Source organism: Pseudoalteromonas piscicida, from assembly GCF_002208135.1.
Lineage (GTDB): Bacteria > Pseudomonadota > Gammaproteobacteria > Enterobacterales > Alteromonadaceae > Pseudoalteromonas > Pseudoalteromonas piscicida_A.
The window spans coordinates 2,215,112-2,238,796 of sequence record NZ_CP021646.1; the positions used below are offsets into that span (position 1 = coordinate 2,215,112).

General features: G+C 43.6%; 15 protein-coding genes and 1 pseudogene. 6 read left to right on the top strand and 10 right to left on the bottom strand.

The window, feature by feature from the left end; translation table 11 throughout:
• Positions 1-5: 5 nt before the first annotated feature.
• The 4 genes from B1L02_RS10405 to B1L02_RS10420 all read right to left on the bottom strand — a co-directional run bounded on the left by B1L02_RS10405 (position 6) and on the right by B1L02_RS10420 (position 7,368).
• Positions 6-401, bottom strand: coding sequence for a DUF1801 domain-containing protein (locus B1L02_RS10405; protein WP_088530958.1), 396 nt, complete (start codon positions 399-401; stop codon positions 6-8).
• A 127-nt stretch (positions 402-528) separates the two neighbouring features.
• On the bottom strand, positions 529-1,944 hold the full coding sequence (locus B1L02_RS10410; protein ID WP_088530959.1) for an FAD-dependent oxidoreductase: 1,416 nt from the start codon (positions 1,942-1,944) through the stop codon (positions 529-531).
• Between the two features lie 9 nt (positions 1,945-1,953).
• A complete protein-coding gene (gene gltB, locus B1L02_RS10415) occupies positions 1,954-6,411 on the bottom strand; it encodes a glutamate synthase large subunit (protein ID WP_088530960.1) in 4,458 nt (1,485 codons plus the stop codon).
• Positions 6,412-7,023: 612 nt separating this feature from the next.
• Positions 7,024-7,368 carry a Grx4 family monothiol glutaredoxin gene (locus B1L02_RS10420; RefSeq protein ID WP_010375406.1) on the bottom strand — a complete coding sequence of 115 codons (345 nt, stop codon included), beginning with the start codon at positions 7,366-7,368 and terminating at the stop codon, positions 7,024-7,026.
• A gap of 386 nt (positions 7,369-7,754) precedes the next feature.
• On the opposite strand from B1L02_RS10420, the gene B1L02_RS10425 reads away from it, so the two are divergent.
• The 4 genes and pseudogenes from B1L02_RS10425 (at position 7,755) to B1L02_RS10440 (ending at position 13,277) form a co-directional block, all read left to right on the top strand.
• Positions 7,755-8,336 (top strand): Fe-Mn family superoxide dismutase, encoded by a 582-nt coding sequence (locus B1L02_RS10425; protein ID WP_088532266.1) that lies wholly within the window; start codon positions 7,755-7,757, stop codon positions 8,334-8,336.
• 186 nt (positions 8,337-8,522) lie between these two features.
• Positions 8,523-10,445: a PrkA family serine protein kinase gene (locus tag B1L02_RS10430; RefSeq protein WP_088530961.1), complete on the top strand. Its 1,923-nt coding sequence runs from the start codon at positions 8,523-8,525 to the stop codon at positions 10,443-10,445.
• A gap of 25 nt (positions 10,446-10,470) precedes the next feature.
• A pseudogene (locus B1L02_RS10435) lies at positions 10,471-11,753 on the top strand (YeaH/YhbH family protein).
• An 18-nt stretch (positions 11,754-11,771) separates the two neighbouring features.
• On the top strand, positions 11,772-13,277 hold the full coding sequence (locus tag B1L02_RS10440) for a SpoVR family protein (RefSeq protein WP_088530962.1): 1,506 nt from the start codon (positions 11,772-11,774) through the stop codon (positions 13,275-13,277).
• Positions 13,278-13,715: 438 nt separating this feature from the next.
• Here the strand turns inward: B1L02_RS10440 and B1L02_RS10445 are convergent, their stop codons facing one another.
• Both B1L02_RS10445 and B1L02_RS10450 read right to left on the bottom strand, forming a co-directional pair.
• Positions 13,716-14,690, bottom strand: coding sequence for a sensor domain-containing diguanylate cyclase (locus tag B1L02_RS10445; protein ID WP_088530963.1), 975 nt, complete (start codon positions 14,688-14,690; stop codon positions 13,716-13,718).
• Positions 14,691-14,692: 2 nt separating this feature from the next.
• Complete coding sequence (locus tag B1L02_RS10450) at positions 14,693-15,697, bottom strand: response regulator (RefSeq protein ID WP_010375391.1); 1,005 nt, start codon at positions 15,695-15,697, stop codon at positions 14,693-14,695.
• 201 nt (positions 15,698-15,898) lie between these two features.
• Here B1L02_RS10450 and tpx point away from each other — a divergent pair, with 201 nt between their 5' ends.
• Positions 15,899-16,480, top strand: a complete 582-nt coding sequence (tpx, locus tag B1L02_RS10455) for a thiol peroxidase (protein WP_088530964.1) — start codon at positions 15,899-15,901, stop codon at positions 16,478-16,480.
• A 78-nt stretch (positions 16,481-16,558) separates the two neighbouring features.
• Here the strand turns inward: tpx and htpG are convergent, their stop codons facing one another.
• Both htpG and recR read right to left on the bottom strand, forming a co-directional pair.
• Positions 16,559-18,472, bottom strand: coding sequence for a molecular chaperone HtpG (gene htpG / locus B1L02_RS10460; RefSeq protein ID WP_010606422.1), 1,914 nt, complete (start codon positions 18,470-18,472; stop codon positions 16,559-16,561).
• A gap of 164 nt (positions 18,473-18,636) precedes the next feature.
• Entirely contained in the window at positions 18,637-19,236 is a 600-nt protein-coding gene (recR, locus tag B1L02_RS10465) for a recombination mediator RecR (RefSeq protein WP_010606421.1), read from the bottom strand.
• A gap of 269 nt (positions 19,237-19,505) precedes the next feature.
• Here recR and B1L02_RS10470 point away from each other — a divergent pair, with 269 nt between their 5' ends.
• Positions 19,506-21,581 (top strand): M13 family metallopeptidase, encoded by a 2,076-nt coding sequence (locus tag B1L02_RS10470; protein WP_088530965.1) that lies wholly within the window; start codon positions 19,506-19,508, stop codon positions 21,579-21,581.
• Between the two features lie 50 nt (positions 21,582-21,631).
• Here B1L02_RS10470 and B1L02_RS10475 read toward each other — a convergent pair whose 3' ends face one another.
• A complete protein-coding gene (locus B1L02_RS10475) occupies positions 21,632-22,318 on the bottom strand; it encodes a rhomboid family intramembrane serine protease (RefSeq protein ID WP_223192041.1) in 687 nt (228 codons plus the stop codon).
• 14 nt (positions 22,319-22,332) lie between these two features.
• Positions 22,333-23,019 carry a DUF3592 domain-containing protein gene (locus tag B1L02_RS10480; protein WP_088530966.1) on the bottom strand — a complete coding sequence of 229 codons (687 nt, stop codon included), beginning with the start codon at positions 23,017-23,019 and terminating at the stop codon, positions 22,333-22,335.
• Positions 23,020-23,685 lie beyond the last annotated feature (666 nt).

Here is a 23,685-nt window from a genome sequence, read left to right on the forward strand (position 1 = left end):
TTGAGCTATCGCTCTACATTAAACCGGATTGCCGCACGGATCAATTTACAAAAGTGCGCTTCATTGATGGTGTCCTGCTGTTTTATATCAATCGCCCGTCGAGTGTTACCAGCAAATCCAGTATTGAATAACTGGTGCTCATCTTCAAACTTTGCGCCGTATGCAAAGGTAAGTTTGACTTTATCTTTGTATACTTCGCCCGTGCAGATCATGCCTGCTTTTGACCATACGGGCACTCCTGTTGGGTTGCTTGGCTTACGCCATTTGATATCTTCCTCTACATCTTTATCAACACTTAGGATCAGACTTCTGATCTGCTGCAATACCACTGCACGCCAATCGTTTACACTCGCTATCTTTGCAGTGACCGCATCAGCGCCTGAGTTTATTGTTTCATTCATGATCTTTCCTTAATACTATTGATAAATACATCTAGAGTGAAATTAAGTTAGCGGCTAACTACGCAAAATTCAAATAAAAAACCCCAGCTACAACGAGTGTAGTTGGGGTTTGTGAACGACAAAAGCGTTAAACTTCTAAATAATCTAAAATGCCTTCAGCGGCGTTACGGCCTTCAAAAATCGCCGTCACCACTAAATCAGAACCTCGTACGGCGTCACCACCGGCAAAGATCTTTGGATTACTTGTTTGATGTGTAAATGCGCCTTTTTCTGGTGCAACAATGCCGCCCCAGTGATTTATTGCGACATCGTATTGTGCTAACCAATCAAGGTTGTGAGGTTTAAAACCGAATGCCATGATCACTGCGTCAGCTTCTAGAGTATGTTCAGAGCCTTCCACGATTTCAGCGCTACGGCGACCATTTTTGTCTGGCTCACCTAATTGTGTTTTCACCATTTTAACACCCGTGACTTTGCCTGAGCTGTCGACCTCAATGCCAACCGGCTGCAAATTGAATCTAAATTCAACGCCTTCTTCTTTGGCATTCTTAACTTCTCGAACTGAGCCTGGCATGTTTTCTTCATCACGACGATAAGCACAGATCACAGATTGCGCATTTTGTCTGACTGACGTTCTAACGCAGTCCATCGCGGTGTCCCCACCACCAAGTACCACCACGCGCTTACCTGCCATATTCACATAGCTGTGCTGACTTTCGTCATAGCCCATGACTCGATTAGTATTACCAATTAAAAATGGTAGTGCATCATAAACACCGTTGGCATCTTCATTTTCAAGATTGCCTTTCATGCTTTGGTACGTCCCCACCCCTAAGAATACGGCATCGTATTGCGACAATAATTCATCCATTGAGACATCACGACCCACTTCTGTATTGAGTTTAAACTCAACACCCATGTCGGTGAAAATTTCGCGACGGTTTTCCATTACCGATTTTTCTAACTTGAATGACGGGATCCCAAAGGTCAGCAAACCGCCAATTTCAGGGTTGCGGTCATACACCACAGGGCGCACGCCGTTTCGCACTAGAATATCTGCACAGCCAAGTCCAGCCGGACCCGCACCTATGATTGCGACTTTCTTATCGGTCCAAGTAACGTAGGAAAGATCAGGCTTCCAGCCCTGTGCAAACGCCGTATCGGTAATATATTTTTCAATATTTCCTATGGTCACTGCACCAAACTCTTCGTTCAGCGTACACGACCCCTCACAAAGCCTATCTTGCGGACATACTCGACCACACACTTCAGGCAAGCTATTGGTACGGTGAGACAGCTCCGCCGCCTCGATGATTCTGCCCGTACGAATAAGCTTGAGCCATTGCGGAATATAGTTATGAACCGGACACTTCCATTCACAATACGGGTTACCACAATCTAAACAACGATCAGACTGCGAATGCACCTGCTGCTCAGAAAATGGCTCATAAATTTCAACAAAAGATTGCTTACGCGTAGAAATAGGCTTTTTGCGCGGATCTACACGTTGTACATCGATAAATTGGTAAACGTTCTCGCTCATTGCTCTCTCCTACTGCGCCTGAATTCTTAGCTCAGCGCTACTACGCGCTCGGTGGCCAAGTAAACTGTTTAAATCACTCGACTTTGGCTTTACCAATTTAAACATTGGTAAATACAACTCAAAGTTAGCTAAGATCTGCTCAGCACGGGTTGAGCTCGTTAAATCTAGATGCTCTGCAATTAAACCGCGTAAATGTTCTTGGTGCGATGCAAGCGCTTTGAGGTCTACCAGCTCGACCAACTCAGGGTTGATCCGCTTATCAAAATCACTTTCTTCATCAAGTACATAGGCAAAGCCACCTGTCATGCCTGCACCAAAGTTAACACCAACTTGACCAAGCACACATACCACGCCTCCCGTCATGTATTCGCAGCCATTATCACCAAGCCCTTCAACAACCGCTTGAACACCCGAGTTACGTACCGCAAAGCGCTCTCCGGCGCGACCTGCTGCAAACAACTTGCCGCCAGTCGCACCATATAAACAGGTGTTGCCGATGATAGCCGCCTGATGAGAGGCAAAGCTAGAGCCGATAGGAGGACGAACAACCAGCTTTCCACCAGCCATCCCTTTACCAACGTAGTCGTTAGCATCGCCGACTAAAGTCATTTCAAGTCCACCGGCGTTCCATACCCCAAACGATTGTCCAGCAGTACCATGTAACTCAAGTGCGATTGGATCTGCCGCCATACCTTGGTTACCATGTTTACTAGCGATATAACCAGACAACATTGCACCGATAGAGCGATCTGTATTGGAAATACGACTCACCAACGAGATACCCGTCATTTCGTCGATTGCTGTCTTCGCTTTCGCAAGCAAACTTTCATTCAACGCACCACTGTAATGTGATGGATTAATATGCGTGCAATACAGCGCTTCATTTGAGGGATTGTTCGGCTTCGCTAAAAGCGGGCTTAAGTCGAGCTTTTTCTGCTTCGCCGTATTACCCTCAATGGCTTCAAGTAGATCCGTTCTGCCAATTAAATCGGTGAGTTTTGCAACTCCCAAAGACGCCATCAGTTCACGAGCCTCTTGCGCAATAAACTTAAAGTAGTTCATCGCCATTTCTGGCAACCCGTGATAATGCTTTTGACGCAGCGTATCATCTTGTGTCGCAACGCCTGTTGCGCAGTTATTAAGATGACAGATCCGCAGGTATTTACAGCCAAGCGCAACCATAGGGCCAGTACCAAAACCAAAGCTCTCTGCACCCAAAATTGCAGCTTTAATGATATCTAATCCGGTCTTTAAGCCGCCATCCGTTTGTAACCTAATGCGGTGGCGTAGACCATTTTCAACCAGCGCCTGTTGCGTTTCTGCAAGGCCAAGCTCCCAAGGGCTACCGGCATACTTTACCGATGTCAGAGGACTCGCCCCGGTACCGCCATCATAACCGGCAATGGTAATGAGATCGGCATACGCTTTAGCTACACCAGTCGCAATTGTGCCGACACCGGGTTCTGAAACCAATTTGACCGAGATCATCGCTTCAGGGTTAACCTGTTTGAGGTCGAAAATAAGCTGAGCTAAGTCTTCAATCGAATAAATATCGTGATGCGGCGGTGGCGAAATCAAAGTAACACCAGGAACCGAATAGCGTAGCTTCGCGATATAAGGGGTGACTTTTTCACCCGGAAGCTGGCCACCCTCGCCTGGTTTTGCCCCTTGAGCAACTTTGATTTGAATGACGTCAGCTGAACGTAAATAGTGTGGTGTCACACCGAATCGACCAGAAGCAACCTGCTTAATACGCGAATTCTTTTCGGTACCAAAACGTAGCTTATCCTCACCACCCTCACCAGAATTAGAACAACCGCCGAGGCGATTCATCGCAATCGCTAACGCTTCATGAGCTTCTGGTGATAATGCACCGATACTCATCGCAGCCGAGTCAAAACGTTTGTATAGCTCAGTCGCAGGCTCAACATCGTTGATATCGATTGCTTGCTGCGCCGTATTCAGCTTAAGCATGTCTCGCAGATTCGTAATTGGCCGGTTATTTACCAGCTCCGCGTATTTAACGTAGTCTTGATAATTACCCGAGCGCACTGCGGTCTGCAAAGTTTGCACGACATCTGGGTTATACGCATGGTATTCCCCACCATGCACATACTTTAATAATCCACCGTGTGATAGTAGCTTACGCTTGCTAAATGCCAATTTGTTGAGCTGCTGTTGCTCCAATGCAAAGTCGTCAAAACACGCACCTTTAATACGGTTTGCAACCCCTTTGAAGCATAATTCAACCACCTCATCGGATAAACCGACGGCTTCAAACAACATCGAACAACGATAAGAAGCAATGGTGCTGATCCCCATCTTCGACATAATTTTATATAAGCCTTTATTGATCGCACCGCGATAAGACAAAGTCACCTCGCGATAAGACTTTCTAATGATCTTCTTATCACACATTGCAACGAGGGTTTCGTATGCTAAATAGGGATAAACCGCCGTTGCACCAAAACCAAGCAGAACGGCAAACTGGTGTGGATCTCTCACACTACCTGTTTCAACTAAAATATTGGTATCGCAACGCAGATTGCCATCCACTAGTCGCCTTTGTACTGCCCCCACGGCCATCGCCGCAGGGATAACTTGCTTGCCTGCTGCTATTTCTCGGTCGCTTAGCACTAACATCACGCATCCGGAACCTGCTTTTGCAACGGCTTCATCACAAATGCGCTTGATTGCATCTTGCAGTGACTCTTCAGCTCCGTAGATCAATGAAATTTTACACGCACAGTAATGGTCGTCATCGGCAGTTAATAGCTGCTGCATGTCAGAGTAAGTCAGTACCGGCGAGGCAAACTGAAGACGTTTAGCATGGCCTGTGGTTTCGTTAAAAACGTTCTGCTCGCGGCCAATACAAGTCGCGAGTGACATCACGTGGTTTTCACGTAATGGGTCGATTGGCGGATTCGTGACCTGAGCAAACTTCTGGCGGAAGTAGTCAAATATCGAACGGTGTCCTTCAGATAGCACGGCGAACGGCGTATCGTCACCCATTGAGCCAGTTGCTTCTTGGCCATTTTCGCCCATCACGCGGATCACTTGGTCAAGTTCTTCGTTGGTATAACCAAACTGCTTCTGATAGGTCAGCAAGGTTTCATCGTCAAGGTCGCGCTTGCCAGCCGCTTTCTCATCTAGTGCTTCAAATGGCGTTAACCGTTTAACGTTTTGCTCAAGCCATGTTTTGTATGGGTGTCTCGATTTCAAATCTTGATCGATTTCATCAGACTGCCAAATCTTACCATGTAAGGTATCGACCACCAGCAATTCACCTGGGCCCACGCGACCTTTTTCGATGACTTCATCTGGCGCGTAATCCCAAATGCCCACTTCTGAGGCAAGCGTGATAAAACCGTCTTGGGTGATCACATAGCGGGCAGGACGAAGGCCGTTACGGTCCAAGTTACAGGCAGCAAAGCGCCCATCAGACATCACGATACCTGCAGGACCATCCCACGGTTCCATATGCATGGAGTTGAAGTCATAGAATGCTCGTAAGTCGTCATCCATGGCACGATTTTTTTGCCATGCGGGTGGCACTAACAACCGCATAGCGCGGAATAAGTCCATACCACCGGCTAAAAATAGCTCCAGCATGTTATCTAAACTAGACGAGTCAGAACCCGTTTCATTGACAAACGGTGCCGCATTTTGCAAATCTGGTAATAACGGTGATGCGAACTTATAGGCACGTGCCCTCGCCCACTGACGGTTACCTTCAATGGTGTTGATCTCACCATTGTGAGCTAAATAACGGAATGGCTGCGCCAACGGCCATCGAGGCTGTGTATTGGTTGAAAAGCGCTGATGGAATACACAAATCGCACTGGTCATACGCATATCAGCAAGATCAGTATAAAAATTCGGTAGATCCGCCGGCATCATTAAGCCTTTGTAGATAGTTACTAAGCCCGACAAACTACAAATATAAAACTGCTCATCTTGCTCTAAACGTTTCTCGATACGTCGCCTTGCTATATATAGACGACGCTCTAAATCTTTAGGACGCCACCCTTCTGGGGCACCGACAAAAACCTGTTTAAACTGCGGTAATTGCGCTTTGGCGATGGGACCAAGCATAGATGGATCGGTGGGTACTTCACGCCAACCAATGAGCGTCAGTGTTTCTTTTTCTAATTCTTCACTGATCACTTTTTCAGCCGTAGCTGCAAGCTCATGATCCTGATTTAAAAATATCATACCTACCGCATAGTTTTTGCCCACATGCCAATCGTTTTCAGCTGCAACGGCACGGAAAAAACTATCCGGTTTTTGTAATAACAGTCCGCAACCATCGCCGGTTTTGCCATCTGCAGAAATGCCACCTCGGTGCTGCATGCGGTCCAAACCTGTGATTGCTGTACGGATCAATTTGTGACTTGGCTGACCGCTCACATGCGCAATCAAGCCAAATCCACAGTTATCTTTTTCTAATTTTGAGTCGTATAACATAGACTCCTCCCCTTGCTACAACGGCCAGCCCATGACGGTACGACGAAATGCTGGCAGATATTCAAAATTAGCCTTGATTGAAAGTAGAGTCAACACAAATATGAATACATATTCACAAACTTGAATATTTCTCATTGGTAAGACAAGTTAGCCAAAACTGTAATAATTTTGCCACTTTGAAAATAGTGAATATAAATTTGTAAAATGACACCGGTATCACTCCGGTAAAAATGCAATGACGTACAATTAATGACAAACGTTTACGTAAACGTAAACTAACGCAAAAGTGAATATTTATTCACTTTTTGCATTTAACAAAACTCAATATTGAAGCCCTTTCCATTAAACTGTTTATATAGGTATGCAGAACAGAGCGTGTTTTTAGCTTGACGCTAACGTCAACTTGATTTGATAAAGAAAAGTGAGTTTCTACGGTTTAGATAAATGCGAATAGCGTTAAGAAAAGTAAAGGTATGTTAAATCAATGAGCCTGCTGGTGTTTAGCCAGACAACAGACAGCAAGATTTACAGAAAAAGTAGGTTGGAAAATATTTGAAAAGCTTTTAGAAAATAAAGCATGGCAGAGTAGGTACTCTGCCATCAGCGCGTAACTTATTCCGCTGCCGCTTCGTCTTTCTTATATTTAGCTGCAGTTTCAGCAATAAGAGGTTGAAGCTCACCCTTTTGGAACATTTCAATGATGATGTCACAACCACCGATTAACTCACCTTCTACCCAAAGCTGCGGGAAAGTTGGCCAGTTCGCATAATGCGGTAGTTCAGCACGAATGTCTGGATTTAATAAAATGTCAACATAAGCAAACTGTTCACCACACGCCATCAATGCCTGAGACGCCTGCGAAGAGAAACCACAATTAGGTAGTTTTGGCGACCCTTTCATGTATAGAATGATTGGGTTTTCTTCGATCTGCTGTTTAATCTTGTCAATAGTTTCCATTAGTTACCTCAAAATGACGTTTCGTCCAATGCCTATCAATATTTAGTTTAACATCGGCGTTTTAGCTTGCTACTCACTTTAACAACACCCATTGCATTCATGATACCTAGCTTCTAGCAACGATAGAATCTTGGGAGACATGGCTAAAATAAGCATGACCGCCAGTCATGATATTCTACATTTTGACTGCTATTCGGCATATGTTCACAAAGAATGTGTATTATAAGTCATTAAGTCGCTGGCACACATTGCTGTTTGCCAAAACTTGAGTAAAATAGTCGGGAATTATAGTATCACTATATAGGCCAATGGTATAGAAAAGCGGGCTGATGTTAGCTACCTTTCGTATGCGCTATTGGCAAATCAACCAAAAAATGGAGATTAATATGGCATTTGAACTACCGTCACTACCTTATGCACTAAATGCTCTTGAGCCGCACATCTCTCAAGAGACACTAGAGTTCCACCACGGTAAGCACCACAACACATACGTTGTAAAGCTGAATGGTCTTATTGAAGGTACTGACTTTGAAGGTAAATCACTAGAAGAGATCGTATGTAGCTCTGAAGGTGGTGTTTTCAACAATGCTGCTCAAATCTGGAACCACACCTTCTACTGGCACAGCCTTGCGCCAAATGCAGGTGGTGAACCAACAGGTAAAGTTGCTGAACTAATTAATGCAAAATGGGGCTCGTTCGCAGCATTCCAAGAAGCTTTCAACGACAAAGCAGTTAACAACTTTGGTTCAAGCTGGACTTGGTTAGTACAATTAGCTGACGGCTCTCTAGATATCGTTAACACTTCAAATGCAGCAACTCCGCTGACTGAAGAAGGTGTTACCCCTATCATCACAGTTGACCTTTGGGAACATGCTTACTACATTGATTACCGTAATGTTCGTCCTGATTACCTAAAAGGTTTCTGGGCACTTGTTAACTGGGATTTCGCTAATAGCAACCTAGCTTAACATCAACTATCAGTATTGATGCAATAATGGGGCGCAAATGCGCCCTTTTTTATGCCTGTAACTCAACATTAATACATAAAAAATCTAGTTTTTTTTGGGTATTATTGTATATCGCGACTAAGCTTTAAGTAACCTTTCCAAATCTGTGATCCGCAATCCACACAAAGTAGCTTATTGGAGGTCGTTATGACAATATTTGAACATTATCAGGCCAGATATGAAGCCGCGCAAGAAGAAGAGTACACCATCGCGGAATTTCTTGAAATTTGTAAAAATGACAAATCAGCTTATGCCAGCGCACCTGAGCGACTTCTGATGGCAATAGGCGAACCAGAAATGATCGATACGTCGAAAGATGCCAGGCTTAGCCGACTGTTTTCGAATAGAGTAATAGCTCGATATCCTGCCTTCAATGAGTTTTATGGTATGGAGGATGCCATTGAGCAAATTGTATCGTATCTCAAACATGCCGCACAGGGCCTAGAAGAATGTAAACAAGTACTCTATTTGCTCGGTCCGGTGGGTGGCGGTAAATCGTCTATCGCAGAAAAACTCAAGTACTTGATGCAAAAGGTGCCGATTTATTCTTTAAAAGGCTCACCCGTTAACGACCACCCGCTCTGCTTGTTCAGCCCACAAGAAGATGCCGAGTTGTTAGAAAAAGAGTACGGTATTCCTTCGCGCTATATCAAAACGATTATGTCTCCATGGGCGACCAAACGCTTACATGAATACAATGGAGATATTACCCAATTTAAAGTCGTAAAACGCTACCCTTCTATTCTTGATCAAGTGGCTATCGCGAAAACAGAGCCGGGAGATGAGAACAATCAAGATATCTCAGCACTGGTGGGTAAAGTCGATATACGGAAACTTGAGCATTTCGCTCAAAACGATCCAGATGCCTATGCTTATTCTGGGGCGCTATGTCTTGCAAACCAAGGTCTGATGGAGTTTGTAGAGATGTTTAAAGCACCCATTAAAGTGCTACACCCACTACTAACTGCAACCCAAGAAGGCAACTACAATGGTACAGAAGGTATTTCTGCCTTGCCATTTAGCGGCGTCATACTTGCCCACTCTAACGAGTCAGAATGGCAAACCTTTAAGAACAACAAAAACAACGAGGCATTTTTAGACCGTGTTTACATCGTCAAAGTGCCCTATTGTTTACGAGTGTCTGAAGAGGTCAAAATTTACGAGAAACTCATTGAAAATAGTGAATTAAGAGAGGCCCCTTGTGCTCCTGGCACATTGGAAACTTTAGCTAAGTTCTCGGCGCTGTCTCGAATTAAAGAGCCTGAAAACTCCAGTATCTATTCAAAAATGCGCGTATACGATGGTGAAAGCTTAAAAGACACAGATCCAAAAGCCAAGTCCTATCAAGAATACCGGGACTACGCAGGTGTCGACGAAGGTATGAATGGCCTTTCAACTCGCTTTGCCTTTAAGATCCTCTCTCGTGTGTTTAACTTTGATCACAGTGAAGTCGCAGCGAACCCTGTTCATTTATTCTATGTACTCGAGCAGCAAATTGAGCGTGAACAATTTAATGCCGAAGTACAAGAGCGCTACCTTAGTCACCTAAAAGGGTATCTTATCCCACAATATGTCGAGTTTATCGGTAAAGAGCTACAAACGGCTTACCTCGAGTCTTACTCTGAGTACGGCCAAAATATCTTTGACCGCTATGTTACTTATGCAGACTTTTGGATCCAAGATCAGGAATATCGAGATCCAGACACAGGCCAACTGTTCGATAGAGCCGCGCTTAACGGCGAACTGGAAAAAATTGAAAAGCCAGCTGGCATTTCAAATCCAAAAGATTTCCGTAACGAGATAGTCAACTTTGTTTTAAGAGCAAGAGCCCATCACAATGGCGATAATCCAGTATGGACCAGCTATGAAAAACTAAGAACGGTTATCGAGAAGAAAATGTTCTCAAATACCGAAGATTTACTCCCTGTAATTTCATTCAATGCAAAAACCTCTGCTGAAGATCAGAAGAAGCATGAGGACTTTGTCAATCGTATGGTTGATAAAGGCTATACCCAAAAACAAGTTCGCTTACTTTCAGAATGGTATTTAAGAGTCAGAAAGTCACAGTAACTTGTTAGTATGAAGAGGGGGTTATATGGCGCATTTTATTGACCGCCGTCTTAACGGCAAAAATAAGAGTACTCTGAACCGCCAACGTTTTATCCGCCGCTATAAAAAGCAGATAAAGAAAGCGGTTTCAGAGGCCATCAATAAACGTAGTGTGACTGATATCTCCAGTGGCGAGAGCATTTCTATCCCACAACGAGATATCAGCGAGCCCACTTTCCATCAAGGTAAAGGGGGAGACAGAGAGCTAATTCACCCAGGCAACGATCAATTTTCAACGGGCGATCGGATCCAACGCCCCCTTCTGGGCAAGGTGGTGGTTCAGGTGATGGCGAGGCAAGTAACCAAGGCGAAGGACAAGACGACTTTGTATTCTCTATTTCAAAAGACGAATACTTAGACCTATTGTTTGAAGACTTAGAGTTACCCAACCTACAACAAAGCCAGCTAGATAAATTAATGCAAATGAAAACGCATAGAGCTGGCTTTTGTAGCGATGGTATGCCTAGTAACCTAGATATTGTGCGCAGTTTAAAAGGCTCTATGGCACGGCGTATCGCGATGACCTCAAGTAAACGCCGAGAGTTAAAAGAGCTTGAAGAAGAGCTTGCGAATATGCTTGCAGAACCTGTGCCTCCGCAACAGAAAATTAATGACATAGAACTGCGGATCCAAGTACTAAAAGAGCAGATAGCCGCTGTGCCTTTCATCGACAATTACGATTTACGCTTTCGTAATTACGAAAGGCGTCCACATCCCACCAGCAAAGCTGTCATGTTTTGCTTGATGGATGTGTCTGGCTCAATGGATCAAGCTACAAAAGACATGGCCAAGCGTTTCTATATTTTGCTCTATCAGTTCTTAACCCGTACTTATAAAGATATTGAGGTAGTCTATATCCGCCACCATACCCAAGCAAAAGAAGTAGACGAACAAGAGTTTTTCTACTCACAAGAAACCGGTGGCACAATTGTCTCAAGTGCATTGAAATTGATGGATGAAATCATTCAAGAGCGGTATGCCCAAGGCGATTGGAATATTTACGCCGCACAAGCCTCTGACGGTGATAACTGGGCAGACGATTCTCCACAATGCACCCAGATACTCTCTAATAAACTACTTAAAATTGTCCGCTACTATGCATATATAGAGATAACTACCCGAGCACACCAAAGCCTATGGCGGGAGTATCAAGGAGTAGCCAACTCATTTGACAACTTTGCCATGCAGCACATCCGAGGTGTAGAAGATATTTATCCTATCTTTAGAGAATTGTTCAAGAAGAACAAAGATAAGCAAAGTGCGGCATAATTTTTGGGAGGTTGCGCGATGACATATCAGCCAATTGACGATGGTCCAGATTGGACCTTTGATTTACTTGATACCTATCATCAGGAAATTGCTCGTGTAGCCGAGCATTACAGACTTGACACTTACCCAAATCAAATTGAGGTGATCACAGCAGAGCAGATGATGGATGCCTACTCAAGTGTAGGCATGCCAATTGGTTACGCACATTGGTCTTACGGTAAAAAGTTTATTCAGACAGAGCAAACCTACAAACGCGGTCAAATGGGCCTCGCCTACGAGATAGTGATTAACTCTGACCCTTGTATTGCTTATTTAATGGAAGAGAATACCATGCCTATGCAGGCACTGGTGATGGCGCATGCGTGTTATGGCCATAATTCTTTCTTCAAGGGGAACTATCTATTTAAAACATGGACAGACGCATCTTCCATCATTGATTACTTGGTATTCGCTAAAAATTATGTAGCCAAATGTGAAGAAAAGTACGGTATAGATGAGGTAGAAAACCTTATTGACTCTTGTCATGCTTTAATGAATTACGGGGTTGATCGGTATAAAAGGCCACAACGGATCTCAATGTTTGAGGAGCAAAAGCGCCAAAAAGAACGGGAAGATTATTTGCAGTCACAAGTTAACGAATTATGGCGGACCATCCCCAAAGGTGAAGACGAAGAAACCGACAGCCGCCTCCATTTTCCATCAGAGCCTCAGGAAAACATTCTGTATTTTATCGAGAAAAATGCGCCGCTGCTGGAGTCTTGGCAACGCGAGATCATTCGTATTGTGCGTAAAGTATCACAGTACTTCTACCCACAAAGACAAACTCAAGTAATGAACGAAGGCTGGGCAACATTTTGGCACTACACTATTTTGAATCACTTATATGACGAGGGGAAACTAAGTGATTCTTTTATGTTGGAGTTTTTGCAAAGCCACACTAATGTTGTGTATCAACCGCCATACAATAGTAAGTTTTATTCAGGGATAAATCCCTATGCGCTCGGCTTTAATATGATGGTCGATATTCGCCGTATTTGCGAAACCCCCACGGAAGAAGACAAGCAGTGGTTTCCTGAATTTGCGGGGAGTAACTGGCTAGATACACTGCATTTTGCGATGCAAAACTTTAAAGACGAGAGCTTTATCAGCCAATTTTTATCTCCAAAGCTCATGCGCGACTTTAAGCTTTTTACTATTGTCGACAAACAGAAATCTCCGCATTTGGAGGTCGGGCCTATTCACGATGAAATGGGCTATCAACAACTTCGCAGTGCCCTTTCGGCGCAGTACAACTTGAGCAATCATGAGCCTAATATTCAAGTCTATGATGTTGATGTACGGGGGGATCGCTCGCTTACACTAAGATATGTACCGCAAGGCGGGATCCCACTTGCCGCTTCAAAGCAAGAAGTGATAAAGCACCTTTATCGCTTATGGGGATTTAAAGTGAGGCTTGAGCAAGTTGATGAAAACGGCAATATCGAGCAGATAGCTCAATGCCCTGAAGAAGAAAGTGAGTCGTAGCCCTCTTATACCAATTAGTCTTAATACTTGCTCAATTTGAAGGAGTAAATCTGACGCTAACTGCGTTAAAAATTTCTTATTTAGAACAACTAAATAGCAAAATTTTTGCCTTGCCTACATGGATGTAGGTACCTTGGCGATAGCAGGACGCGGTAGCGGTGTTATCGACAAGATTTTCTCACCTCAAAATAGATCACTTAATTAAGATAATTGGTATTAGTTTGAATTAGGAGCAAGCAAACAGCTTGGGTTGCTACTCCTTTTCATGCTCAGATACTTTAGCTTCTATTATGCGTGTTATTAAATTCAATACTGCAAACGCGAATAATCGCAACAAAAGAGTTTACTATGCAAAGTGTCGTTGTATCAGGATGAGAATATAAAGTGGCTGTGTGGGTAAAACCGCATTGCGCTAAAAGCCACCATATAAAGATAGATTTACTCGCTGGCCATGTCTTCAGAATATACAGTGACGCGATTTCTTCCGCCCTCTTTCGAAACGTACAAAGCGCTGTCTGCCGCTTCAATCCATTGCTCATGTTTTTCAAAAGACTCTTCGTAGACGGCAACACCAAGGCTAACCGTGATCTTGATTTGCTGCTCATCATAGTAAATCGACGAGTTTTCTATTAACGACCGCAGTCTTTCAGCAAAAGTAATTGCACCTTTTACGTCAGTATCGAGAAGAGTGACCGCAAACTCTTCACCACCATAACGTCCTGCGGTGTCTGTTTCTCGTAGTGTTTTACGCAGCAAGTCTGAGATATGGCGTATAGCCTCATCCCCACCACTGTGACCGTATTCGTCATTAATACCTTTAAAGTGGTCAATATCAAACATAAGCAGTGCGCTTTGTCCTTGATTACGCTTTAAACGCTTAAACTCCTGCTTTAAGCTTTCTTCCCAAAAGCCTCGATTATGCAACTGAGTCAAACTGTCAGTACGGCTAATTTTCTCTAATTGTTTATTCAGCGACTCAAGCTCTAACTTATTGATTGCTTCATCGGTCACATCGTAAATGATCACACAAAGATGCCCTACATCACCTGTCACTGTAGTCAAAGGGATAAAGGTCGCATTCTGATACATATAATCCGCTTTGCCTGTGATAGGCCGATAATTTTTAAAACGGAAAATATAAGGTTGCTGTTCCCAGATAGTAAACGACCGGTTTTTTAGCACAAATACAGGTTCAGCTTTTGATCTAAACCATTGCTCATCAATGCTTGGGAACAAGTCAAAAATGTCTTTATCTTTAACCGCACTTGGTAATAAACCTGAATGATTTTCCATAAAACCATTCCATATACATACCTTGTAGTCGCGATCGAGCACTACCAAGCCAACATCTACGGTGTTAAACATATCCATTAACCAATGGATTTCATTCATATCAAAATCGGCTGCAGGCATAGTTAATCATCCAATAAATAGGCTACTTTGTATTTTAATGTTTTAAGTGAGTCTTCTGTGAATAACAGCATGAGGTCACAGTTGATGTTGTGATGCTCTATGCCATAGCTAATCTCAATGGCGAGCGTTCTTTGCCATCTCGCCTTGTTGGCTTTCACAAGCTCTGCTACATCACAATGCTGACCAAGTACAACAGGGTGCCCTTGGCTAAAAGACATATCAAGCTGCTTCGATAGTCCCGTTAAAATTGCGCCAATCAAAATGTTGCTAATATCCATTAAGAGCTCAAGTTCAACTTTGGTATTAAGATCGCCATGATAATTCATCAAGGACGCGATCTCTTTGAAGCTGGAATCATTGAGCAGTAGCAGCGCTTCACCAGAAACACCACCACCAATAAAGCCTTGGCAAACGCCCGAGGTAGTTGCGCTAGCATCAATCGCTTGAAGTGCCATATGCAGCTCATTGACTTCAAGTACATTAACGTTCGGGATGGGTAATTCGACGAATACGTTCAGCAATCGCGCCAACAAATCACCCGCCTGCCCCATAGCAACGTTTGTAAGCTCTTGATAGATATCACGGATCTCTGGATCTAGCTGCTCACCAAGTTTATGGACTAAGCTTTCTCGGATTGCTTTGTCTTTTATTCCATGATGCTCAATGATTTCAGCAAGTTTAGCTGCATCACAGGGCTTACGGATAAAATCAATAGCACCGAGCTCTATCACTCGTTGGTGTGCATTAGGCTGGATGTCGCCGGAGACAACGACAGTAAGCACAGATAAATCCTGCTCGCTAATGGCCTGTAGTACTTCATAGCCATCCATTTGCGGCATATTTAGATCAAGGAATAGAATCTCTGGAGAGAGTGCTTTAATTTGTTTAATACAATCGAGTCCATTCTCTGCAAATTCTACTTTAATGTCCCAGTCGTCTGGCAACGAGCGTGCCAATTGCCGGCGGGCAAGTTTTGAATCGTCACAAATTAGGACTAGTGTTGACATACAAGCTCTCTTTCTGTTTCCCATGCGTATCGGCACGATGTCGGGAAGTTTTAGTTATAATTATGAGATAAAAGCTTAAAATTGCGACATATGTTAATAAAACAACGCCATCTTGACAATCTAAATGTCACTTAAGCTTGGTTAGTTACTGTCAGTATAATACACTCAAATCAATTAAGTTAACTTCAAAAGGAATACTTTATGCTGAAAATGTTAGTTTTAGCGAGTGGTCTGTTTAGCGCGATTTCTTTGGCTTATGATTTACCAGAAAACTCGGTAGATATGGGCAAGGTAAAAGCGCAAGGTAAAGCGGTGGTATTGCTTGGTACTGGTGTAAAGCAAGGTCAGGCTGCGCCGGATTTTAAGGTGGCAGATGCTGACTTCAGCCCGGTTACCCTGAAAGATTTTGAAAGTCGTGCGATTTTAATTAGTGTTGTACCAAGCCTAGATACTGGCACTTGCAGCCTACAAACCAAACATTTCAATGAAAAAGTAGCAAGCCAATTTCCAGATGTTGCCATGCTGACGATTAGTGCGGACTTACCATTTGCGCAAAAGCGCTTTTGCAAAGCTGAAAATATCGACAAAGTTAAAACATTATCAGACGCCGTATGGCATTCTTTTGGTGAAAATTATGGTTTGTTGATTAAAGATATGGGCTTGCTCAGTCGTGCGATTTTTGTGTTAGATAAGGAACACAAGATTATTTACAAGCAGCTGGTAGAAAATTTAGCAAAAGAACCAAACTACGAAGAAGTTGTTGGCGCACTGAAGAGCCTATAACCGACTCTCGCGACCCTCAGTGAACACAAAAAAGCCGGTCACTTAACAATGACCGACTTTTTCACAACATTATATCAACTACTTTTGTAGATCTAGCATTAGCTTATTAAGACGGCTTACAAAGCCCGCTGGATCTTTCAGGCTACCACGCTCTGCAAGCATTGCTTGGTCTAGGAGCACTTCCGCCCACTGTCCAAACTTGTCTTCGTCTTGTTCGTTATTCAAATGCTTAACCAATTGGTGCTCTGGGTTAAGTTCAAATACCGGCTTAGACTCAGGAACAGCTTGACCCACCTGCTCCATCAGCTTTTGCATTTGAGAGCTCATGTCATGATCGTCTGCAACCACACACGCCGGAGAATCGGTTAAGCGGTGCGTAAAGCGCACTTCTTTCACTTTATCACCTAGCGCGGTTTTCACGCGCTCAACTAGGCCTTCAACTTCTTTCTCACTTTCTTCGTGTGCTTTCTTCGTTTCTTCGTCATCCATATCACCCAAGTCAAGATCACCACGCGTGATTGACTGAAGTGGCTTCTCGTTGAATTCAGTGAGATGGCTCATCATCCACTCATCAACACGATCTGACAAGAGTAGGACTTCAATGCCTTTCTTACGGAAGATTTCAAGGTGCGGTGAGCTCTTTGCTGCTTCAAAGCTATCAGCCACAACATAGTAAATCTTATCTTGGCCTTCTTTCATGCGCTCAATGTACTGCTCAAGAGAAACATTTTGTGTTTTCTCGTCAGTATGTGTAGAGCTAAAGCGTAATAGTTTTGCGATGGCATCTTTGTTTGCGAAATCTTCAGCAGGACCTTCTTTGATCACATTACCAAACTCATTCCAGAATGCCTGATAATCTTCTGGTTTGTTTTTGCCCATGCGCTCAAGCATTTTAAGTACACGAGATGTACAGCCTTTACGAATAGCTTGAGTGATCTTGTTGTCTTGTAGGATCTCACGAGATACGTTAAGCGGTAAATCGTTAGAATCTAGTAAGCCTTTCACGAAGCGCAGGTAGCTTGGCATAAACTGCTCGGCGTCATCCATGATGAACACGCGTTGTACATAAAGCTTAAGGCCAGCTTGACGCTCACGATTATACAAATCGAAAGGTGCCTTTTTAGGGATATAAAGTAGGCTGGTGTATTCAGTTTTACCTTCTACTTTATTATGTGCCCAAGTGAGTGGCTCTTCCCAATCATGCCCGACATGCTTGTAGAATTCTTTATATTCTTCTTCGCTGATCTCTGATTTATCGCGAGTCCAAAGTGCTGTAGCTTTGTTGATCGCTTCCCACTCCCCAGGTTGCGCTTCGATTTTCTCGCCATCTGGGCCTTCAGATTCAGGCACCGGGTCTTTATAAAGTTCAACAGGAATCGAAATGTGATCTGAATACTTGGTCACAATACCGCGCAGGCGATAAGTTTCAAGGAACTCACTTTCTTCTTCACGAAGATGTAGTGTGATCTCTGTACCGCGCTCTGCTTTTTCGATTTCAGCAATCGTGAAGTCGCCTTCACCTTGCGATTCCCATTCAACCGCCTCTGACTCACCCGCTTTACGCGTACGAACCGTTACTTTATCAGCAACAATGAATGCGGAATAGAAACCAACACCAAACTGACCAATCAGCTGTGAATCTTTTGCTTGGTCGCCAGTTAGGTTTTTAAAGAAATCAGCTGTACCTGATTTTGCGATGGTTCCAAGTGAACTGATCACTTCGTCACGCGTCATACCAATACCATTGTCAGAAATGGTAATGGTTTTTGCATCTTTGTTTACGCTTAGGCGAACTCGAAGCTCTGCATCACCTTCGTAAAGGTCACCGTTTTGCAAAGCTAAATAACGTAGTTTGTCAGCCGCGTCTGAAGCGTTAGATACTAATTCGCGTAAAAAGATCTCTTTGTTTGAGTACAAAGAGTGGATCATTAGGTTTAGTAATTGTTTGACTTCTGTTTGAAAGCCTAATGTTTCTTTTTGAGCTGCGGACATTGTTCTCTCCAATATAAGCAATTAATGCAGTGTTCTTTATCAATATGCTAGGTATATGGGGGAGGAGAGAAAACTTTCAAGAGACTGAACAAAATTTTTAACAAACCGCCCTGCTTTTTTGATCAATCGCTCAAAAAACAAGGCTTTTATCGGTAAAAGTGAGATTAAAGCTTCTTGCGCCCACTAAACGCATGCATTAACGTCATACCGTCTACCAGGTCAAGCTCACCGCCGACAGGCATACCGTGAGCAATACGCGATGCTTCAACTTGATATTTATGGCATAACTCAGAAATATAATGTGCCGTTGCTTCGCCTTCTACCGTTGGGTTTGTCGCTAAGATAACTTCGTTAATATTGCCGGCACTTAGCTTACGCTCCAGGACATCAAGGCCGATTTCATTGGGGCCAATCCCATCCAGAGGCGATAAATGCCCCATCAACACAAAGTACAAGCCATTAAATTGCCCTGTTTGCTCTATCGCCAATACGTCCGTTGGCGATTCAACCACGCAAAGTAGCCCTGTGTCTTGGCGCTTGATACTTTGGCAAATATCACACACCTCAACCTCACTAAATGTTCGGCAGCTTGAGCAATGACCGATGGCTTGCATCGCATGCGTCAGGCTTTGCCCCAGTTGGCTGCCACCCTCTCTGTCTCGCTCTAATAAATGAAAGGCAATACGCTGCGCAGATTTAGGTCCAATGCCGGGTAAACAACGCAGCGCTTCTATAAGCGCCGTTAAACTTGGTGATAATTGCATAAATTCGTTTCTTGTGGCCCATGCAGTGCAAATGCACCGATAACAATGCCGAGATGATAAGGGATATTGTTGTTGATTTAAAGCCTGCTCCTATCGCATGTCTACCACTCATTTTCCATTTTGAAAACGCATTCATCGCGAATTTCCCAACAATTCGACTCAAATGCTTGCAGCAAAAGCGTATTCACTCGACAATGGTTCCATTCCCGATAGTAAATACAGTAAGACGACTGTCGGACTCACTTCTCGAACTAAATAGAGACTACATAATGAAAAAAACGATAATAGCAAGTGCGCTCACAGCCATCATGCTGACAGCTTGCTCTGAGCCACAAGTCACAACAAGTGAAATCAAACACGCAGAAAATGCGGCAATAGCAACAGGTAAGGCAGAACTAGGTAGTTTTGGTGTTGACCTCAGTGCACGCGATGAAAGTGTAAAACCGGGCGATGATTTCTTTATGTACGCCAGCGGCACTTGGTACAAAAACTACGAAATGCCAGCAGACAAAACGCGTTTTGGTGCATTCTCAGCACTTGCTGAACGCAGTGAAGAACAAGTAAAAACCATTATCGAAGAGATTGCTAACGGCGAAAACCTAAACGCCGAAGAGCAGCTGATTGCCGATTTTTACAATGCTTATATGGATGTGGAAACCCTCAATAAGCTTGATATTAAACCTATTCAACCACTACTTGCTGACATTGACGCCATTAATAGCACTGACGGCCTCACCAAAGCATTTGGACAATCTTGGCTAACTGGCGTCAATGCGCCGATCGGCGGCGGTATGTGGTTTAACCGTCTAGATCCGAATAAATATGAGATGTCGATGGGTGCTGGCGGACTTGGATTACCAGACCGCTCTTACTATTTAGAAGAAGCTGAGCGTTTTGTTAAAACTCGCGAAGCATACGTTGCACATATTGCAGATATGCTTAAATTTGCGGGTAAAGACAAGCCGACTGAGCGCGCAGAAGCCATTCTTGCACTTGAAACTAAAATTGCAGAGGGCCATTGGCCACGCGAAAAACGCAGAAACCGTGACCTCACGTTAAATCAAGTCAAACGTGACGAGCTGGCTACGCAGTACCCAGGTTTTAATTGGGATTTATATTTTGCTGAAACGGGCTACAAGGTGCCTCAGCTAAATATGTCTCAGCCAGAGCCGATTAAAGCGATGATTGCACTTATCAACTCTGAAGACTTGGCCGTTTGGAAAGACTACTTAACTTATCACGCAATTAGCGGCAATGCATCGTTGCTGTCTGAAGATATCTTCAATACTAACTTTGAATTTTATGGCAAACATTTAAGTGGTCAGCAAGAGCCGCGCGCACGTTGGAAACGCGCAATCAGCGAAATGTCTGGCACCACTTCTCTTGGTTTTGCCATTGGTAAAGTGTACGTTGCCCGTTACTTCCCAGAGTCTTCTAAAAAACAAATGTCAGAATTGGTTGAAAACCTACGCACCGCGCTTGGTGAAAGGATTGAAGGCTTAGACTGGATGGGTGAAGAAACAAAAGTAAATGCTCAGGCCAAACTTGCCGCATTTACTCCTAAGATTGGCTACCCTGATAAATGGCAATCATTTGATGGGTTAACGTTAACCCGCGATAACTTAATGACGAATGTGAAAAACCTACGTGAGTTTTTCCGCAATGACAGTATCGCCAAAGAGCTTGAAAAAACCGATCGTAACCGCTGGGGTATGACACCACAACGCGTTAACGCCTATTACAACAGCTCGTTTAATGAAATCGTTTTCCCTGCGGCAATTTTACAACCGCCATTCTTCGATCCAAATGCAGATCCTGCAGTAAACTACGGCGGTATTGGCGCGGTGATAGGGCACGAAATGGGCCACGGCTTTGACGACCAAGGTTCTAAATCAGATGCCAACGGAATTCAACGTAACTGGTGGACCGATGCCGACCGCGCTGCTTTCGAAGAAAAGGCAGACAAACTCGCGGCACAATACAACCAATATGAGCCTATTGAAGGTAACTTCGTAAACGGTCGTAATAGCCTTGGCGAAAACATCGGTGACGTGGGCGGCCTTGCAATGGCTTATCATGCATATAAACTGAGCCTAAACGGCAAAGAAGCACCTGTGATTGATGGCTTGACTGGCGACCAACGTTTCTTCCTTGCCTGGGCACAGGTATGGAAAGAAAAGCGTACTGAGCAAAGCATGCTAAACCAGCTACGAGCAGGTACACACGCACCGGGGCAATTTAGAGCGCTTGCGCCTCGCAACCATGATGCATGGTACAAAGCGTTTGACGTTAAACCGGGTGACAAACTATACCTAGCACCAGAAGAGCGCGTGCGTATTTGGTAATAAATTAAATCCCAAAGCATAACCTGCCGTCACTGGTAGGTTATGCTGCTTTAACGCCGAGCAATACGCTTTTGCTTGGTTAAGTATGCCCCGCATAATCCGCTTAAAAACCCAAAAATATGGCTTGAACTACTCGTCTGCGCCGAAAAATCAAATAACGTCGCTAAAAAGCTAATATTGGCATAGTAAGTCAATACCAGCAGAGCTATAAAACTAACAATGCCAAGCACATCGCGATTGAATAGTGCAGCACCCAGCAGTAAGCCAAAATACCCCATCACAATGCCTGATGCACCAATGTGATTAGCATGCCCAGCAAACAGCCAAACCAACAGCCCTGTAGCAACCACAATAAAAAAAGTAGCTCGCTTAAACCTTGGTAATCTTGCAGCCAAATAGCCGCTAATACTTAAGCCGAGCAAATTACTCAGCAAATGCCCCCAACTACCATGCACAAAAGGCGCGGTTAACACACCACTCAAATGATGCACATTATGCGGTACAATCCCAAAACGATAGACGGGTAAGCCAAAAATCCCCCCCAACACCTGTACGAGGCACATCACCGCCATCGCGTACAAAACCAACTTAAAATTGGGCGGAAAAACCAGTGCACGTTTACTCATCTTACTTCCATATACAGACAAAAATAGCGCCTTATTAAGCGCTATTTCGAATAGATTTGCAAACTCAGCCCACGTGAACTTTACATACTTAGTGTTGTAGTTACGATCCATCCACTTTCATAAGATTAAGACGCGACCTTTGGAAGAAATGAAATATCCACGTGGTATTTACTCGGGTTTCCTTTTTCAATTAACACCGTTATCTCTTCTCGGTCTATGTGATTGGTTGGATCAAACCATATATTATCACTATTAAAAATATGCAATTGCGATGTTGCTGGGTTTCTCCATTGTGCACAAATTTGGTAAGGGTTTTTGCCGTTAAACTCTATTCTACGGTTAACTTCAACACTCTGAAACTTAGCCACCACTGGTGTCCCTTTTTCCTTTAGATACTTCACTTTCTTATTTTTTGACGCGCCAAATAAGATAATTGAAAGTCCAATTAGAAAAAATACGGAGCCTATTCCAGCTAAGATCATAACCCCGCCCCAAAGCGAGAAAGTATCGTTAATTTCAGCTTTTTCGATTGAATCTTCTAGATAAACGACGCTTACAACCTCTCCTATTGAATATCTGTTAGGACCGCCCCCAGTTGAGGACACAAACTCCGCTATTTCGCCATTTTTGGTGCGGAATTTAACGAGAGGAGCATAGGTATCCGAGTCTTCAGACTGGGAACGAATAAGGTCTACCACTGTGCCTTCGGTAATGATTGCACGGTTTAGGAAATCTTGGGTACTGTTGTACATAAAAAGAGACCCAATTAACAGTGCGGAACCAATCAGAGTGAAAATGTATTTAACTATCACGAGCAACTCCTTTTTGCTGGAATGATTTTATAAATTATATATGTGTAGTATGCATAACGCGTTATTGGATCAGACTAAACTAGTTCGACCTACAAGGTAGATGTTGTTTAAGTGGCGAGAATAGATTAAGGCGAGCGACTTCACTTGCGTTGATTTATAAGCTATATCGTTACAGCTGCGCTCATTCCCTGACCTAACATCGTATCCTTTATGGCCTATTAGACCGTTTTTCATCATCTATTTCAACTTTCTTGATGCTCAGTTCAATCATACTCGTGAACTTCACTTCGATATCTGTAGCTGATCCTGTCATGTTATGCAGCTCACTAGTAAAATTATGCGGTCTCAAGATAACCCAAAAAATTTCTGTTAAAGGGAGCTCGTTTAACACCTGTCACATAGTTCAGGGCTTACTTTTGCGGTCTAAATGTAGCTACTCAACATTGCATTGCTGTAATAGCGCGTAACTTAGTGTAATTACCACCTTGCAAAATCAACTATAAAATTACATTTAATTTCTGACTGTATGAGAGTGCTAGCCAGAACTTGTAGCTACTTAATAGCGTTATCTAGATAATTTTCAAAGGAAACTTTATGAAAAAGCGTAATATAATCCCATGTTTCGCAGCTGCCCTATTGATTTCGGCGTGCTCGAGTTCAACATAA